Source organism: Methanoculleus sp. 10, assembly GCF_913757945.1.
Lineage (GTDB): Archaea > Halobacteriota > Methanomicrobia > Methanomicrobiales > Methanoculleaceae > Methanoculleus.
Window position 1 is genome coordinate 54,798 of record NZ_CAJYDP010000005.1, and the last position, 16,298, is coordinate 71,095.

Annotated in this window: 13 protein-coding genes; 7 read left to right on the top strand and 6 right to left on the bottom strand. The window is 63.8% G+C overall.

Annotated features, from left to right (window positions below):
* Positions 1 to 74: 74 nt before the first annotated feature.
* Positions 75 to 785: a DUF5591 domain-containing protein gene (locus tag QZ408_RS07100; protein WP_292490555.1), complete on the bottom strand. Its 711-nt coding sequence runs from the start codon at positions 783 to 785 to the stop codon at positions 75 to 77.
* An 877-nt stretch (positions 786 to 1,662) separates the two neighbouring features.
* Between QZ408_RS07100 and QZ408_RS07105 the strand changes: the two genes are divergently transcribed.
* From QZ408_RS07105 to uvrB, 4 genes are all read left to right on the top strand, one after another.
* Positions 1,663 to 2,118 carry a ferritin family protein gene (locus QZ408_RS07105; RefSeq protein ID WP_292490556.1) on the top strand — a complete coding sequence of 152 codons (456 nt, stop codon included), beginning with the start codon at positions 1,663 to 1,665 and terminating at the stop codon, positions 2,116 to 2,118.
* Positions 2,119 to 2,332: 214 nt separating this feature from the next.
* Positions 2,333 to 5,143, top strand: coding sequence for an excinuclease ABC subunit UvrA (gene uvrA, locus QZ408_RS07110; RefSeq protein ID WP_292490557.1), 2,811 nt, complete (start codon positions 2,333 to 2,335; stop codon positions 5,141 to 5,143).
* The gene (gene uvrC / locus QZ408_RS07115; protein ID WP_292490558.1) at positions 5,140 to 6,690 is read left to right on the top strand and encodes an excinuclease ABC subunit UvrC; all 1,551 of its coding nucleotides are present in this window, start codon (positions 5,140 to 5,142) and stop codon (positions 6,688 to 6,690) included. The genes uvrA and uvrC overlap by 4 nt, the downstream gene beginning before the upstream one ends.
* The gene (uvrB, locus tag QZ408_RS07120; protein WP_292490559.1) at positions 6,687 to 8,627 is read left to right on the top strand and encodes an excinuclease ABC subunit UvrB; all 1,941 of its coding nucleotides are present in this window, start codon (positions 6,687 to 6,689) and stop codon (positions 8,625 to 8,627) included. The genes uvrC and uvrB overlap by 4 nt, the downstream gene beginning before the upstream one ends.
* Before the next feature lie 68 nt (positions 8,628 to 8,695).
* Here the strand turns inward: uvrB and QZ408_RS07125 are convergent, their stop codons facing one another.
* The 3 genes from QZ408_RS07125 to QZ408_RS07135 all read right to left on the bottom strand — a co-directional run bounded on the left by QZ408_RS07125 (position 8,696) and on the right by QZ408_RS07135 (position 11,554).
* Entirely contained in the window at positions 8,696 to 8,917 is a 222-nt protein-coding gene (locus QZ408_RS07125) for a PspC domain-containing protein (protein WP_292490560.1), read from the bottom strand.
* A gap of 83 nt (positions 8,918 to 9,000) precedes the next feature.
* Entirely contained in the window at positions 9,001 to 10,269 is a 1,269-nt protein-coding gene (locus QZ408_RS07130) for an ATP-dependent DNA helicase RecQ (RefSeq protein ID WP_292490561.1), read from the bottom strand.
* A gap of 493 nt (positions 10,270 to 10,762) precedes the next feature.
* The gene (locus QZ408_RS07135; RefSeq protein WP_292490562.1) at positions 10,763 to 11,554 is read right to left on the bottom strand and encodes an N-formylglutamate amidohydrolase; all 792 of its coding nucleotides are present in this window, start codon (positions 11,552 to 11,554) and stop codon (positions 10,763 to 10,765) included.
* 195 nt (positions 11,555 to 11,749) lie between these two features.
* Here QZ408_RS07135 and QZ408_RS07140 point away from each other — a divergent pair, with 195 nt between their 5' ends.
* Entirely contained in the window at positions 11,750 to 13,054 is a 1,305-nt protein-coding gene (locus tag QZ408_RS07140) for a sodium-dependent transporter (RefSeq protein WP_292490563.1), read from the top strand.
* 342 nt (positions 13,055 to 13,396) lie between these two features.
* On the opposite strand, the gene QZ408_RS07145 is transcribed toward QZ408_RS07140, so the two are convergent.
* A complete protein-coding gene (locus tag QZ408_RS07145; protein ID WP_292490564.1) occupies positions 13,397 to 13,840 on the bottom strand; it encodes a DUF5804 family protein in 444 nt (147 codons plus the stop codon).
* A 181-nt stretch (positions 13,841 to 14,021) separates the two neighbouring features.
* The gene (locus QZ408_RS07150; protein WP_292490566.1) at positions 14,022 to 15,197 is read right to left on the bottom strand and encodes a proteasome-activating nucleotidase; all 1,176 of its coding nucleotides are present in this window, start codon (positions 15,195 to 15,197) and stop codon (positions 14,022 to 14,024) included.
* Between the two features lie 41 nt (positions 15,198 to 15,238).
* Between QZ408_RS07150 and QZ408_RS07155 the strand changes: the two genes are divergently transcribed.
* Both QZ408_RS07155 and QZ408_RS07160 read left to right on the top strand, forming a co-directional pair.
* Positions 15,239 to 15,637, top strand: a complete 399-nt coding sequence (locus QZ408_RS07155; RefSeq protein ID WP_292490717.1) for a DUF126 domain-containing protein — start codon at positions 15,239 to 15,241, stop codon at positions 15,635 to 15,637.
* Positions 15,638 to 15,645: 8 nt separating this feature from the next.
* Positions 15,646 to 16,077 carry a J domain-containing protein gene (locus QZ408_RS07160; RefSeq protein ID WP_292490567.1) on the top strand — a complete coding sequence of 144 codons (432 nt, stop codon included), beginning with the start codon at positions 15,646 to 15,648 and terminating at the stop codon, positions 16,075 to 16,077.
* The last annotated feature ends 221 nt before the right edge of the window (positions 16,078 to 16,298 follow it).

A 16,298-nucleotide genomic window follows, 5' to 3' on the forward strand; every position in this document is an offset into this window, starting at 1 on the left:
GAGCTTGAGAAGGCCGAAGGTCTTTAGGGGTCACCGCTCCCGCCTCCAACTCATCCCCGACTACCTTCACGTCCTCACCGGCCCCCGCCGCACTGAACCCCCGTCCACGGGGCCGCCGCTGTGCTCCCGCGCACCATCCCCGCCAGCCTCTCAAGCCCCTCCCGGAACTCGTCGATGTAGCCCTGCATCGAGAGGCTGCCCTCGGGAAACGGGCAGTCGATGTCGTAGAGCCGCTCGATCATCGGGTCGGAGGGGAGCAGGTCGACGGCGATCCCCGTCTCCTCCGACGCCTCCACCATCGCCTTCCGGAACGGCCCGATGCAGTAGGCGAGCCGGTGCCGGTAGGTGTCCCGGGTCTTCTCGAGGAACCCTTTCAGCCGGTAGACCTCGATCCGATGGAAATCCCGCCGGATCCGCCCGTCCGTGGTCTTGCCGAGCATGTAGTGGTAGTTCTGGTAGGGGTACATGCACTCGAGCTCCGCAGGAACGGTCCCACAGGTGCCGAATATGACAATATGGTACTCCGCCGGGTCGAGGACACCGTCGATGATCCGCCGGAAGAGCTGGTGGCTCGGGCTCCGGCTGTAGGGTTTCCTGACGGCGCAGGGCAGGAACAGGCCGATATCCTTCTGCGCCACCATATAGTCGTCGATGATGAACCGGTAAGCGTCCTCAAACTCCTTCCGGTAGAAGGGGGGGTCGAATATCTCAATCAGGTTCCCGTGCCTGTCCTGCACGACCCCGGTGACACGCCGGGGAGCACCCGTACTCCTTCTCTCCGCCATACTATCTTCCGCTATGAAAAGGGTTCATTTTTCAGCGTATACCTGTTGGCCATCGGGAAAGAAAAAACACCAGCCTCACGAGTGCAACGATTCTCGATTGCCGCCATTATCAACGGAGGAGGTCATCATCTTTTTTCCACTTTCTGGGAGTTTGCATCCGGGGGACGGTTTTTCCCGGGTATCCCACGTACTGCCCTCCCTCCGGGGGCGAGGGCCGAAGAGAGAACGCACGCCTGCGGGAGGGGAAGCCCTCCCGGTCCCTCCCCCCATATTACGCCACCACGGTCCACTGCACGGGGAGAACCCAATGTTCTGCTCTTCCCCGGGAACCGGCGCGAGAGCTGCTCCGGCACGGCCCTCCCGGTATCGCCATGATCAGATTCTCGCCCCCGGAGGGGCGGAGGAGCAGTAAAGGGCGGGAGGGGTTGCCGGAGAGGACGGTACGAGTATCCCTCCAGGAAGGCCGGGCGGGGCGGGGGCTGCCGGAGAGGAACATACGGGTACCCACCTGTGTGAAGCGCGGGCGGGATGGGGGACAGAGAGGAGCGCCATGGATGGGGCGGGACGAAGGCCAGATCTGGTCTGTCCGTTTGAAATCGATGCACGAGGGGATGCCCCGGAGGTCCCGGCACCGTCGGGGTCGGGACGCCGGCGGTTCGCACCGGGACCTCTTACTATGGGTTGCTCCCCGTCTGTGCAGGAACAGGCGGATGCTGCAAACCGGTGCCGGGCCCCATTCGGGCCCCTGCCGGAGACAAAAGGAAAGAGATAAATAGTCATCCTGCTATAGATGATATTGTTCGTACCTTTACGAACAAATTGTGCAACCGGCCCCCGCGGGGCCGTGACGGCACAGAACAAAAAGGAGATACCAGCTATGAACGCCGAAGATTTCCAGAAGATAATTGCAAACGCTATCGACAGTGAGGTTGAGTCGTATACCTTCTACAAATCAGTATCCGAGAGGGCGAAGGACGCAAACCTGAAGCGCCTCTTCCTCGAACTTGCCGAGGATGAAAAGGGCCACCGGGAGTACCTGCAGGGCCTGCTGCTCCGTGGTGCAAAGGAGATGCACTTCGTGGCTGTGAGCGATTACAAGGTCACCGATGCCATCGAAGAGCCCGAACTCTCGGTCGATATGAAACCGCTCGACGGCCTGGTCCTTGCCATCAAGAAGGAACTGCACGCTGTGCAGATGTACACCCGGCTTGCCGCTGCCTCTGCCGATGCCGGCCAGGAGATGATCTTCAACCAGCTCGCAAACATGGAGAAGGGGCACAAGGCCCGGCTTGAGGATATCTACACGAACATGGCATACCCCGAGGCGTGGTAACCACCGCCTCATCAAAACCTCTTCCTATCCGCTCTTCTGCAGGTGGACCCGCCCCGGCCGCACAATGAATGGTCCGGTGTCGAACCGCTTCTTCACCCGCAACCCGGGCCCCTCAAAACCGCCTGCATCCCGGGCTCCTTTTTTTTATTTTATTTAAGCGTTGGCATCGGCAAACGGCTATGAAGTAAGAACACAAACAGATCTGCACACGAGAATGAAGAAGATCGTCATCAAGGGGGCGCGGGAGCACAACCTCCAGAACATCACGGTCGAACTCCCGCGCGATCGGCTTATCGTCCTCACCGGCGTCTCCGGGTCGGGAAAGTCCACGCTTGCCTTCGACACCATCTACGCCGAAGGCCAGCGGCGCTACGTGGAGTCGCTCTCCGCTTACGCGCGGCAGTTCCTCGGGCTGATGAGGAAGCCGGACGTCGACAGCATCGACGGGCTCTCGCCCGCAATATCCATCGAGCAGAAGACGACGTCTAAAAACCCCCGGAGCACCGTCGGGACCGTCACGGAGATCTACGACTACCTCCGGCTCCTCTTCGCCCGGGTGGGGACGCCGTTCTGCCCGGAGCACCACATCCCCATCGAGGCCCAGTCGCCGGAGAAGATCGCCGACCACATCGCCTCCGTCATGGCCGGGACGGTCACCATCCTCGCCCCGGTCGTGCGGCAGAAGAAAGGGACCTACCAGCAGGTCTTCAAGGACCTCAACCGGGAAGGCTATACCCGGGTCAGGGTAAACGGCGAGATCCGCCGGACCGACGAGGAGATCACCCTCGAGCGCTACCGGAAACACGACATCGAGGTGGTCGTCGACCGCCTGTCGTCCGTCGACGACCGCTCAAGGCTCGTCGAGGCCGTCGAGAACGCCCTTGCAAAGTCCGAAGGGCTTGTCGTCGCCGTCGATGAGGACGGGCGCGAGGAAACCTGCTCGTCGCTCATGGCCTGCCCGGTCTGCGGGATCGCGTTTGAGGAGCTCCAACCCCGGATGTTCTCCTTCAATAGTCCCTTCGGCGCCTGCGAGGAGTGCAACGGCCTCGGGATCAGGATGGAGTTCGATCCCGACCTGATCGTCCCGGACAGGAACAAGTGCATCGCCGAAGGCGCCGTCGCGCTCTACCGGAACTTCCTCGACGGCTACCGGAGCCAGTACCTCGGCGCCGTCGCAAAACACTTCGGGTTCAGCGTCCTGACCCCGATCAAAGACCTGACCGAACAGCAGTACAACGCCCTGATGTTCGGCTCGCCCGACCGGCTCCGGTTCTCCGTGAACGCAAGGAACGGCGACGCCTCCTGGTCGCACTCCGGGTCGTGGGAGGGGCTCGCCCCGCAGGCCGAACGGCTCTACCACCAGACCCAGTCCGAGTATCGCCGCCGCGACCTCGAGCGGTTCATGCGGATCCTCCCCTGCCCGAAGTGCGGGGGCAAACGGCTCAAAGAGAAGGTTCTTGCCGTGAAGGTGGGGGGGAAGTCTATCGTCGAGGTCACCGACCTCTCCGTCACAGGAGCGCTCGCGTTCTTCCGGACCCTTGAACTCACCCGGAGCGAGCACGAGATCGCAAAGCAGGTCCTGAAGGAGATCGTCGCCCGGCTTGAGTTCCTTGAGCAGGTCGGCGTCGGCTACCTGACCCTCTCGCGGAGTGCAGGCAGCCTCTCGGGCGGGGAAGCGCAACGGATCCGCCTTGCGACGCAGATCGGGTCGAACCTGACGGGGGTGCTCTACGTCCTCGACGAGCCCTCCATCGGGCTGCACCAGCGGGACAACAGAAAACTCCTTGAGACCCTGCAGCACCTCCGCGACCTCGGGAACACCCTCGTCGTGGTGGAGCACGACGAGGAGACGATCCGGAGCGCCGACTGGGTCGTGGACATGGGGCCCGGGGCCGGGCTCCACGGCGGCGAGGTCGTCGCGGAAGGCCCGCCCGACGCCATCGCGAGAAATCCTTCCTCCCTCACCGGGCGCTACCTGTCAGGCGACCTCAGGATCGAGGTTCCGGCAGGGCGCCGGCAGAGCGGCCGGTTCATACGGCTCTCGGGCTGCCGGGGGAACAACCTCAAGGACATCGACGTCAACATCCCCATCGGCGTCCTGACGGTCGTCACCGGGGTCTCGGGATCGGGGAAGTCCACGCTCATCTACGAGACGCTCTACCGGGCGCTGATGCAGGAACTCCACGATTCACGGGAGTGCCCGGGGGAGTACGACGGTCTCGCGTTCGACGACGAGGTCGACAAGGTGATCGTCATCGACCAGAGCCCCATCGGGCGGACGCCGCGCTCGAACCCGGCGACCTACACCAAGGTCTTCGATGAGATCCGGAAGGTCTTTTCCGGGACGAAGGAGGCGAAGGTCCGGGGTTACAAGCCCGGCCGGTTCTCCTTCAACGTCAAGGGCGGGCGGTGCGAGGCCTGCCAGGGCGACGGGCTCATCAAGATCGAGATGAACTTCCTCCCCGACGTCTACGTCGAGTGCGAGGAGTGCAAGGGGGCGCGCTACAACCGCGAGACCCTCGAAGTGAAGTACCGGGGGAAGTCCATCGCCGACGTCCTCGACATGAGTGTCGAGGAGGCGATGGAACTCTTCGAGAACGTCCCCTCGATCAGGAACAAACTCGAGACGCTCTCACGGGTGGGACTTGGTTACATCAAACTCGGCCAGAGTTCCACCACCCTCTCGGGCGGCGAGGCGCAGCGGATCAAACTGACCCGCGAACTCGCAAAAAGGGCGACGGGGAAGACGATCTACCTCCTTGACGAACCGACGACCGGGCTGCACTTCCACGATGTAAAAAACCTGATCGCGGTCCTTGACGACCTCGTCGCCCGGGGGAACACGATGGTCGTGATCGAGCACAACCTGGACGTGATCAAGTCGGCCGACTACATCATCGATCTCGGCCCCGAAGGCGGGGACGCCGGCGGGGAAGTCATCGCAACGGGGACCCCCGAAGAGGTGGCGGCGGTGGAGGGGAGTCATACCGGGGCATTCCTGAAGGAGATCCTCGGAAGGCCATGATCGACACCCAGAGCCTGCCGACCGAGCCCGGGTGCTACCTCTTCTCCGACGCCGAGGGGACCATCATCTACGTCGGGAAGGCAAAAAACCTGAAAAGGCGGGTGTCGAGCTACTTCTCCCGGCACGACCTCGACCAAAAGACCAGAAGACTCGTCGCCGCCATCGCCACTGTCGACTTCATCGTGACCGACACCGAGGTCGAGGCGTTCATCCTCGAGAACACCCTGATCAAGAAGCACCAGCCGAAGTACAACATCGACCTCAAAGACTCGAAGAGCTACGCCTACATCCATGTCACCGACGAGCCCTACCCCCGGTTCCACGTCGCCCGGGGGCCCGACGGGGACGGCCGCTACTACGGGCCGTTCGTCTCTGCACGGGAGCGCGACGACCTCCTCCGTCTCTTGAAATCACTCTTCGGCCTCCGATCCTGCCGGCGCCTCCCCCGGCGGGCGTGCCTCCGGGCCCACATCGGCTCGTGCAGCGCTCCCTGCACCGGAGCAATCGGCGAGGAAGATTACCGGGAACGAACGAGAAAGGCCGAGGCGGTCCTGAAGGGGGATATCGCGGGGCTCATCCGGACGCTCCGGGAGGAGATGGCAGCTCTCGCAGGGCGGCAGGAATACGAGCGGGCGATGGAACTCCGCGACCAGATCGCGGCCCTCGAGGGGCTGCGGGAGCGGCAGCACGTGGACCGGCAGAAGGCCTATAATGAAGATATCGTCAACTACATCGTGAGTGAAGGAACCGTGTTCCTCATGCTCTTCAACGTCGACCGGGGAACACTGTCGGGGAAGCGTGAGTACACCTTCGACGAGACGGAAGGGTTCCTCGAGGAGTTCCTTGCCCGTTACTACGCGGAGAACGAGCCGCCGGAGGAGGTGATCCTCCCTGAGGCGGTGGACGACGCGCTTCCCGGCTACCTCTCCCACCTCCGGGGCGGCCGGGTCCGGGTGGTCGTGCCGCAACGGGGCGAGAAGAAGAACCTGCTCGACCTGGTCAGAAAGAACATCGAGATCGCGTTCTTCGGCGACCGGATCAAACTCGACGAGCTGAAACGCCGCCTGCACCTCCCGGATCTCCCCGTTGCGATCGAGTGCTTCGATATCTCCCACCTCTCCGGGACGGCGATGGTGGGGTCGATGGTCCGGTTCCTCCGGGGCAAGCCCGACAAAAGGAACTACCGGCGCTTTAGGATACGGACGGTCGAGGGCGTAGACGACTTCGCCGCCATCGCCGAGGTGGTCCGCCGCCGCTACTCGCGCCTGCAGAAGGAGGGCGGCGAACTCCCCGACCTGATCCTCATCGACGGCGGGAAGGGGCAGCTCGCGGCGGCCGGTGCAGTGCTCAGGGAGCTCGATCTTGCAATCCCCATCGCGGCCATCGCAAAGCGCGAGGAGGAGGTCTTCGTGCCGGGTTTCTCCCACCCCCTGCCGCTTGACCGGCACGAGAAGGCGTCGCTCTTCCTCCAGGAGATCCGCGACGAGGCGCACCGGTTTGCGATCGCCTACCACAGGAACCTGCGCAAGAAGACGGTGATATCATGACGGCATTCCACCTTACGGCAGATTTTGCGCCCCGGGGCTCGCAGCCCGACGCTATCCGGAAACTCGCCGGCGGCCTCTCCCGGGGCGAGCGGTTCCAGACCCTGCTCGGGGTCACGGGATCGGGGAAGACGTTCACGATAGCAAACGTCATCAACGAAGTTCAGAAACCCACGCTTGTCATCGCCCACAACAAGACCCTCGCGGCCCAGCTCTACAACGAGTTTCGCTCGTTCTTCCCGGAGAACCGGGTGGAATACTTCGTCTCCTACTACGACTACTACCAGCCCGAGTCCTATATCCCGAAACGCGACCTCTACATCGAGAAAGACGCCCAGATCAACCCGAAGATCGAGCAGATGCGCCTCGCCACCACCGCATCGGTCCTCTCGCGCCCCGACACCATCGTCGTCGCCTCGGTCTCCTGCATCTACGGGCTTGGAAACCCCGCGAACTTCCGGGGGATGGGGTTTGAGGTGAAGGTCCGTGACCGGGTGCGGCGGGACGATATCGTCCGGCGCCTCGTCGAGATCCAGTTCGAGAGGAACGACATCGAGCTCGCCCCGGGCCGGTTCCGGGTGAAGGGGGATACCATCGATCTTGTGCCCGGCTACTTCAACAACATCATCCGCATCGAGCTCTTCGGGGACGAGGTGGACCGGATCAGCGAGATAGATCGCGTCTCCGGCCGGCGGCTCGAGGCGATGGATTACTTCTTCGTCTACCCGGCCCGCCACTTCGTCGCCCCGGAGGAGGAGAAGGAGCGTGCGATCGCCTCCATCGGACAGGAACTTGAAGAATGGCTCCCGAACCTCGGTATGCTTGAATCGCACCGCCTGCGCCAGCGCACCCTCTACGACATCGATATGATCCGCGAGACCGGGACCTGCAAGGGGATCGAGAACTACTCCCGCCACTTCGACGGGAGGAAGGCCGGCGAACAGCCCTACTGCCTGCTGGACTACTTCCCGGAGGATTTCCTGATGGTGATCGACGAGAGCCACCAGACCCTGCCCCAGGTCCGCGGCATGTACCACGGCGACTACTCGCGGAAGAAATCGCTCGTGGACTACGGGTTCAGGCTGCCGTCGGCGTTCGACAACCGCCCGCTGATGTTCGACGAGTTCTCTGGGTATATGCGAAACGTCATCTTCGTCTCGGCGACCCCGGGGGACTACGAGCTGAAGCGCTCAAATGTCGCGGAGCAGATCATCCGCCCGACCGGGCTCGTTGACCCGGCGGTCGAGGTCCGGCCGATCGAGGGGCAGATCCCGGATGTGATCGCCGAGATCCGTGCCACCATCGACCGCGGCGACCGCATACTGCTGACGACGCTTACGAAGAGGCTCGCCGAGGAACTCTCCGAGTACCTGGCCGACCAGGGGATCAAGACCCGCTACCTCCATTCAGAGATCAACACCATCGAGCGGACCGAGATCATCCGGCAGCTCCGTCTCGGGAAGTACGATGTCCTCGTGGGGATCAATCTCCTGCGGGAGGGCCTCGACATTCCCGAGGTCGGGTTCGTCGGGATCCTTGACGCCGACAAGGAAGGGTTCCTTCGCGACGCCCGGAGCCTGGTCCAGACCATCGGGCGGGCCGCCCGGAACGTGAACGCGAAGGTCGTGCTCTACGCGGATACCATGACCGACTCTATCAAGAGGGCGATGGCTGAGACGGAGCGGCGGCGCACGATGCAGCTTGCCTACAACGCCCGGCACGGTATCACGCCGCAGACGATTCAAAAGCCGATCCGGGAGAAGGAGGTCGAGATCGCCGATATCAGACATGTCCCGAGGTCGGAGATCCCGAACCTGATCATCGAGCTCGAGGCCGATATGCGGGAGGCGGCCGAACGCCTGGAGTTCGAGCGGGCGATCGCGCTCAGGGATACGATCCGGAAGCTGCAGGAGGGGGGCACGGGAGAGGCCCGGCGGTGAGGGGCTTCTATTGCCTGGAGGGCGCACTTGCGCGTAACCAGTCCTCCCGACCGCACCACAACCCCCCTTCACGCTCCGGCGGGCGCCTCAACCGGGTGCGCCGTCCCGCGCTCCGGCAGGATGATCCAGAGCAGGATGTAGACGGCAATCCCGGGTAAGAAACCCGTGATCGCGGTGACGATGGCCCAGATCACCCGGATGATGTTCGGATCGATCTCAAGGTACTCCCCGATGCCGCCGCATACGCCGGCGATCCACCGGTCGGTTCTTGAACGGTACAACTTCTTCATGGCAACTCCGGGAGGTCAATTTGCCGTATGTGTAATAGGTGTTTCCCCGGGGGGTGGGAGAAGGGATGCCGGTTTCCGGGACCTCATCGGGATGCGGAGCGAACAGCGCCGTGCTTCCGGCGCTCCGGCCGGGCCCGTGCCTTCCCGGTCCTGGCGGACGGGGCACAGGCGTCGCAGCCGCCGCAGGGAGCCCTGAACTCCTCCCCGAAGTACGCGAGGAGCCGCTCCCTCCGGCACCCCGTCGCGGTGCAGTACTCCACCATGCTCTGCAGCTTCGAGCGTGCGACCTCACGCCGGAACTCGGACGGGAGGTCGCGGTCGATGAAGGACCGGAGGCGTTTTGCGTCGTCGTCGCGGTAGAAGAGGATGCAGTCGCCCGTCGCCCCGTCCCTCCCCGCCCGGCCGCTCTCCTGGTAGTAGGCCTCGAGCGTATCCGGCATATCGTAGTGGATGACGAACCTGACGTCCGGTTTATCGATGCCCATGCCGAACGCACTCGTCGCGCAGATGACCGGGATCTCCCCGCGCACAAACCGGTCCTGTGTCCCGGCCCGGGCCGCCGCCGTCATACCAGCGTGGTAAGGAAGCGCCGGGATACCATCGGTCCGGAGCCGGGCCGAGAGCGTCTCGGCCCCGTCCCTCGTCGCGGTGTAGACGATCCCGGCGTCGGTCTTGCGGCCCTGCAGGCAGGCGCGAAGCTGTTGGTACGGGTCTTCACCTTTGGGGATGACGGCATACCTGAGGTTCTCCCGGTTGAAACTCCCGACGTAGACCGCGGGATCTAAAAGATCGAGCTGCCGCGCGATGTCGTCGCGGACGTCCGGCGTCGCGGTCGCCGTCAGGGCAACCATCGGCACCCCCGGTAACCGTTCCTTGAGGACCGCAAGAGACCGGTATTCCGGCCGGAACTGGTGCCCCCACATCGATATGCAGTGAGCCTCGTCGACCGCGATCAGCGTGACGGGGAGGGATGCGATGAGCGCGAGGAAGTCGTCGCTGACCGCCTTCTCCGGTGAGACGTAGAGGATCTGGATCAGGCTCTCTTCAAGCTCCGAGAGGATCCGGCGTGTCGTTGCGTAGGATCCGGAGGAGTTCAGCGCTTCGGCGCTGATCCCGCGGGCCTGCAGGTCGTCGACCTGGTCCTTCATCAGGGCGATCAGGGGCGATATCACGAGCGTGATGCCACCGCCGATGAGCGCAGGGACCTGGTAGCAGAGTGATTTGCCCCCTCCGGTCGCAAGCACCGCGAGGACGTCGCGCCCGGCGAGGAGGTCTGAGATGATCTCCCGCTGGTATGGGTTAAACGCCGTATGCCCAAAGTAACGCTGCAGGATCAGGTGCAGGCGATCCATCACTCTATATATTGTGCTCCGGCGGCATAGTATCTTCGACCCCGAAAATCTGGCGGGATAGGGCCGGATCTGGCAGGGGGCCCGGGTGCATCGAGCCAGTGTAGTTTAAGCGTAAGAAGGATCGCCGATAGCCCCAGGGCCTCCACATCATCCCGCTGATGCGGCCTCGCGCGAAGACGCGAAGATCGCGAATGGGGGCAACCCCGGGGCGTGCGGGAATATCAGTCAGGTGCCATGGGATACTGCTGCATCGGTTCCCAATACCCGGCACCCTCACAAGAAAAACCCCGGAGCACGCCCGGGCACGGATTCCCACTGGGTATCGCGAGCACTGCCCCCGATCCTCGCGGGGCGGGGGAGGCGGCTCCGGTGCATGGGCGGGGTGGCGGGGACGAGGAGTGAACAACGTCCGGCAATTCGGAACCGATGCACAGTTGGACTATTGTGCCTTTGCCTCACGCACGAAAACCCTCAAAATATGGGGAAACGGCCCCTAACCGGAGACCTCGTCCCAGAACCCGGCGACGGCGGAGAAGATCCGCTCCCGGAGTTCGGTGAGCCGTCCCTCGTCGGCCGGGTTCCCCCCAGTCTCGTAGAGGCCGCGGTTGATCTCGATCTGGACCCAGGGGACACGGGCCCGCCGGTAATGCGCCACCGATATGAATCCGCCCCTGAAGGGATCGTTCATGGCAATCCGCCCCTCGCCGTCGAACTCTGCCTCGAACGACCGGGCAAGCGCCTGGAGCCACTCCGGTGGGCAGGTCACGAAGCCGCCCCTTTTCACCGGTCTCCCCTGCCGGTCCCCCCGGTTGCTCAGGCAGAAGAGAGGGCGCGGGCGCCCGGCATCCGGTCTGACCGGCGGGGCCCGCGGCAGCATGCTGTGGCAGTCGAACGCGATCTCGATAGGCGAGGCATCGAGGGCCCTGGCCAGCCGATCGTGGAACGGGTAGTAGTAGTCCTTCAGGAGGGTCCCTATCAGTTCCCTGCCGGGCACCTGACCCCTCCGGTACACCGGGGTCCCGTCCTGTGTAATGACCTTGACCACGCCGTCCTGGGACCGCGGCGGGTACTCGTAGGGCGGCCGGTTGGTGTCGACGAAGATCCGGGAGATGTCAAAATCGACCAGCACCTCTGCCCTGTCGTCGAACCCGTAGAGGAGACGGGTATGGGGGTCGCTGTTGAAGACGATCTCCTTCTTTGAGAGGCTGACGAGACCGCGGATCTCGGGAGGAACAGAGACGCCGCCGTGGGGGATCGAGAAGAGGAACGGGTACCGGCCGTTCACCCCTCCTTCCCCCCGCCGGGGCGTCTCCGGGAACTGACGCTCATCCTGTTTTCAACCGTATTCGTATGGTATGGGAAACCTGATACAAAAGTGCACTGGTCAGGGATGCCCCGGAAAACCCTGCCTCCCGGCCCGGGCGGACACGCATAATAAGGTGGAACACCTCTCTATCATCAGGAACGAGGGCCCCGAACGATGAGTGATACTGGAAGGGAGGAATGGTCGTCGACGCCGGGCTTCATCCTTGCAAGCATCGGATCGGCCGTGGGAATAGGAAACATATGGCGGTTCCCCTACATCGTGGGCTCCAATGGGGGCGGCGCGTTCCTGATCCCGTACCTGATCTCCGTCTTCCTCTTCGGCCTCCCCCTGATGGTGCTGGAATTTGCCATCGGCCGCTCAACGGGGAACTCGGTGGCCTCTGCCTTTCAATCCCTGCGACAGCGATTCTTCACCGTGGGCCTTGCCATCGTCGTCATCGTCTGCCTTATCCTCAGTTACTACCTCGTCATAACGAGCTGGGTGCTGGCCTATGCCCTCTTCTTTGCCCTCAACCGGCCGGTGGACTTCGGTGCGTTCACCGGCTCCTATCTCCCGCTCGCCTTCTTCCTCCTCTCGGGGCTTGCCGTCTTTGTGACGGTGCGGTCCGGGGTCAGGGAGGGGATCGAGAAGGTCGCCCGGTATCTCATCCCGGCCCTGGTCGCGATCCTCCTCTTCCTCGTGGCCTTCTCGCTCACCGGGCCCGGGGCGCTCGAGGGAATCCGGTTCTACCTCCTCCCGGACTACTCGAGGCTCGCCGACCCGGGCGTCTGGACCGCGGCGTTCGGGCAGGCCTTCTTCTCGCTCTCGGTGGGTATGGGCGTTATGCTCACCTACGGCAGTTATCTCAAGAGGGGAGACCTTTTCCGGAGCGCCTCCATCATCGCCGTCGCCGACATGGTGATCGCAATCCTTGCCGGGCTCATGATCTTTCCCCTCGTCTTCACCGCGGGAGTCGACCCCGCAGCCGGGGTGAACCTCGCGTTCGTCACCCTGCCCTCCGTCTTCATGGAGATGCAGTTCGGCATGGTGCTCGGGGCGCTCTTCTTCCTGATGCTCTTTGCCGCAGCGCTCACCTCTGCGGTCTCCATGCTCGAGGTCCCGGTGGCGACGCTGATGGACTCGTACGGCTACCAGAGGAGACGCGCGACGCTCCTTGTCTTCGCTGCAGTCATGCTCCTCGGGCTTCCGTCCGCCCTCAGTTACACCGCCCTCCGGTTCGAGATCTTCGGGGCTCCGTTCCTTGATCTTGCCGATTACACGTTCGGGACGATCGGCCTCATCGCCGCAGGGCTGATCCTGAGCGTCGTCGGGGGGTGGTATATGGACCGCACCCGGATCTGTGCGGAGATCGGCGGGTGCGGGTGGCAGCAGCGGATCTATATGGTGCTCATCCGCTACTGCGTCCCGGTGATCCTTGTGATCACGCTGGCCGCGAACCTCTTTTTGGCCGCGCTGTGAGCGGGGGGCACGCCCGGGCACGGCTCATCCTGCGGAGTATGCCCGGTCACCGTTCCCGGTCCTCGTTGCAGGCGCGAGGTGGGGGGTGCCGGAGAGATGTACCAGTAGCCCCCTTCCACGTGGCGGCAGCCTCCACGGATCGGTGCCCGGGTTCGCACCGGAGAATATCCAGCCCCGGCACCCACCTCATCGTGGGTGAGACGATCACCCGGGCCGGAACCGGGGTCCAGGAGAACGGGTTTTTCTGCCAGTCAGGCCGTCTGGATAACCGTTTCCCGCACCTGGGGTGTTGACGCCCGGACCCGCCGTGCCGCCGGAACGAACAACAGGCACCCTTCCGCCCTACCTTTCCGGGTACTCCTCTTCAGTGCACCAGACCTCGAGCGCCGTGTCCCCGGGCTCGATCCGGTCGGCATACGCCTCCGGCGTCGTGCCCTCGTCCATCCATATGGTGTCGGCCAGGTGGTCCCCGGAGATGCGGTAGAGGCAGCGGTACCTCCACGGTGATCCGGGTCTCACGTCCCGCTCGTAGATCTGCCGGGCAAGCCCGGACGAGCAGAAGATGCCTTCCTCCGGCTCGAAGAGGACCTCTTCGACGTAGCGCTGGATGTACCACCGGAGCTCGGAGACGAGAGCAAGCGCACTCCCGAGTGACGCCGTCCGGACACGTATGCCATACTCCAGCCTGTCGGGCTGATAAAAACGAAGAGCCCCCCTGCTGGTCTCGGACTTGAGCAGGGTGGTGTAGAGGTCAACCCCCTCGGGCTGAATGAGGAGGACGTTCATCGCATAGTTGTGGGCGCGGGAGGTCGATAAGGGTTCCCTTGAGGCGCGCATGAGGCAGAGCGAGAGACAGCACAGGTGAAGATCCGGGTGCCGGGCGCAGGAATGAGTGCGAAGGACAGGGTGCCGTCTCTGTTTTGGAGGAGTTCTTCACAGAAAAAACCGGGGGATGGAGGAGTCCCCATCAGATATACATGCGGGTGTCGGGAGCCGCCGCCACCTCGCGCTTCACCTTTCTGAGCGCCGCAAGGAAGTCCTCGTGGTCGACGGCATCGGCGTCCCGCCGGACCGCCATCATGCCGGCCTCACGGCAGACCGCCTGCAGTTCCGCGCCGGTGGTGTGTTCGGCGAGGTCCGCGAGCCCGGCAAGGTCCACGTCCCTTGAGAGGGACATCTTCGCGGTGTGGATCTTCAGGATCTCGAGGCGTGCCCCGGCATCCGGAAGGGGAACCTGGATGATGCGGTCGAACCGGCCTGGGCGGAGGAGAGCCGGGTCCAGCATGTCGATCCGGTTCGTCGCCGCCATGATCCGGACGTTGCCGCGGTTCCCAAAGCCGTCCATCTCCGCGAGGAGCTGCATCAGCGTCCGCTGGACCTCGGCGCTGCCGGAGGTCCCGTCGTTGGTGCGCATACTCCCGATCGCATCGATCTCGTCGATGAAGACGATCGCCGGGGCGCGTTCCCGGGCGAGGACGAAGAGCTCCCGCACGAGTTGCGCACCCTCCCCGATGTATTTGTGGACGAGTTCGCTCCCGGACATCCTGATGAACCGGGCACGGGACTGGCGGGCAACGGCCTTTGCGATCAGCGTCTTCCCGGTCCCAGGCGGCCCGTAGAGGAGGATGCCTTTCGGGGGCTCGACGCCCACGCGCTCGTAGATCTCGGGTTTCGTGAGCGGGTACTCGACCGCTTCCCTGACCTCCTCGATCTCTTCCTTCAGGCCGCCGACCTGCGCGAACGTGACGTTCGGCTGTTCATCGAGCTCCATGACCCTGACCCTTGAGTCATAGATGTTGCCGATCGTCTTGACGACGGAGAGCGTGTTGTTCACCGCCACCTTCATCCCGGGCTTGAGGATACGGTGGAGTTTCTCGCTGACCGTGGTGACGTACTCCTGGTTGTTGCCCTGCTGCCGGAGATACACCTCGCCGTTCTCCAGCACGTCAACCACAGCGGCAACAAACAGCGGCACCCGTTTCAGCTGGCCGTTCTCTTTGCGCAGTTGCATGACCTCCTTCTCAAGCAACTCGTTTTTTAGTTTATAATCCAGGATCTGCGCCTTCAGGTCCTGGATCTGGAGGCTGAGCATATCGTGCTCGCTGCCAGGGCTGCTGCCAACGGTTTCGTCCATGTTACTCATATAGTTGGATCTCCAACCTCATTATAGTGGTGGCAGTGACCATGCAGGGCAGAGGCATATCCAGGGGTATCGGGAGCGGAGACCTCCTTGTTTCACCCGAACCCATATCGTTTCTCTCGGGTGTCGACCCCGAGACGGGCATCGTCATCGAGCGCGGACATCCGCTTGAGGGCCAATCCATCGCCGGGCGCGTGCTCGCATTCCCGTACGGGAAGGGGTCGACGGTCGGGTCCTACGTCATCTACGCGCTCAAACAGAACGATCGGGCCCCTGCGGCGATCGTCAACACCGAGGCGGAGCCGATCATCGCGGTCGGCGCGATCATCGCGGAGATCCCGATGGTCGACCGCCTCCCGCCGGAGTTCTCCCGCCTCGCCCCCGGCACCCGGGTGACGGTGAACGGGGATACAGGCGAGGTATCATATGATGAGAACACGTGATACCCCCTGTGGAAACCTGCTACGATATCCTGGGGATCGCCCCTGACGCGACCCCCGATGAGATCCGGGCGGCCTACCGGAAGCTCGCCAAGCAGTACCACCCGGACGTCAACTCTGACCCTGATGCGAGCGAGCGGTTCATTGCCATCCAGCAGGCATACGAGGTGCTGATCGACCCGGAGGCCCGGGCGCGCTACGACCTCTCCCTCAGGCAGGGGGGTGCCGGGGCGGCACCGCGTGACCCGTTCCGGCACCGGGCGGCCGGCGCGGGAGGGCAGACGGCGTGGGCGCCGGAGTTCACCTGGAGAGCACAAGCGCCCGGCCCGGGGGCCGGATGGCCCGGCACCATAGCGGTCCTGATCGTCTGGGGCGTGGCATTCATCCTCATGCTCGTGCTCTCGCTCCTCTTGCGCGCGGTTATCGGCGGCCGGCGGCAGTAGTGCAACGATTCTCAATTACCGGCACGCTCAACGGAGGAGAGTATCGATCTTTTTTCACACTGTCCGGGGGTTTGCATCCCGGGAGGCGGCTTTTCCCCGGTATCCCCACGTGCTGCCCCCCTCCGGGGGCGGGGGCTTTGAGGAGGAACGTCCGGGTACCCACCTGCGGGGCGGGGAGATCCCGGGATCGAACCGGGTCCGGGCTCACTCCCTCTCCCGGG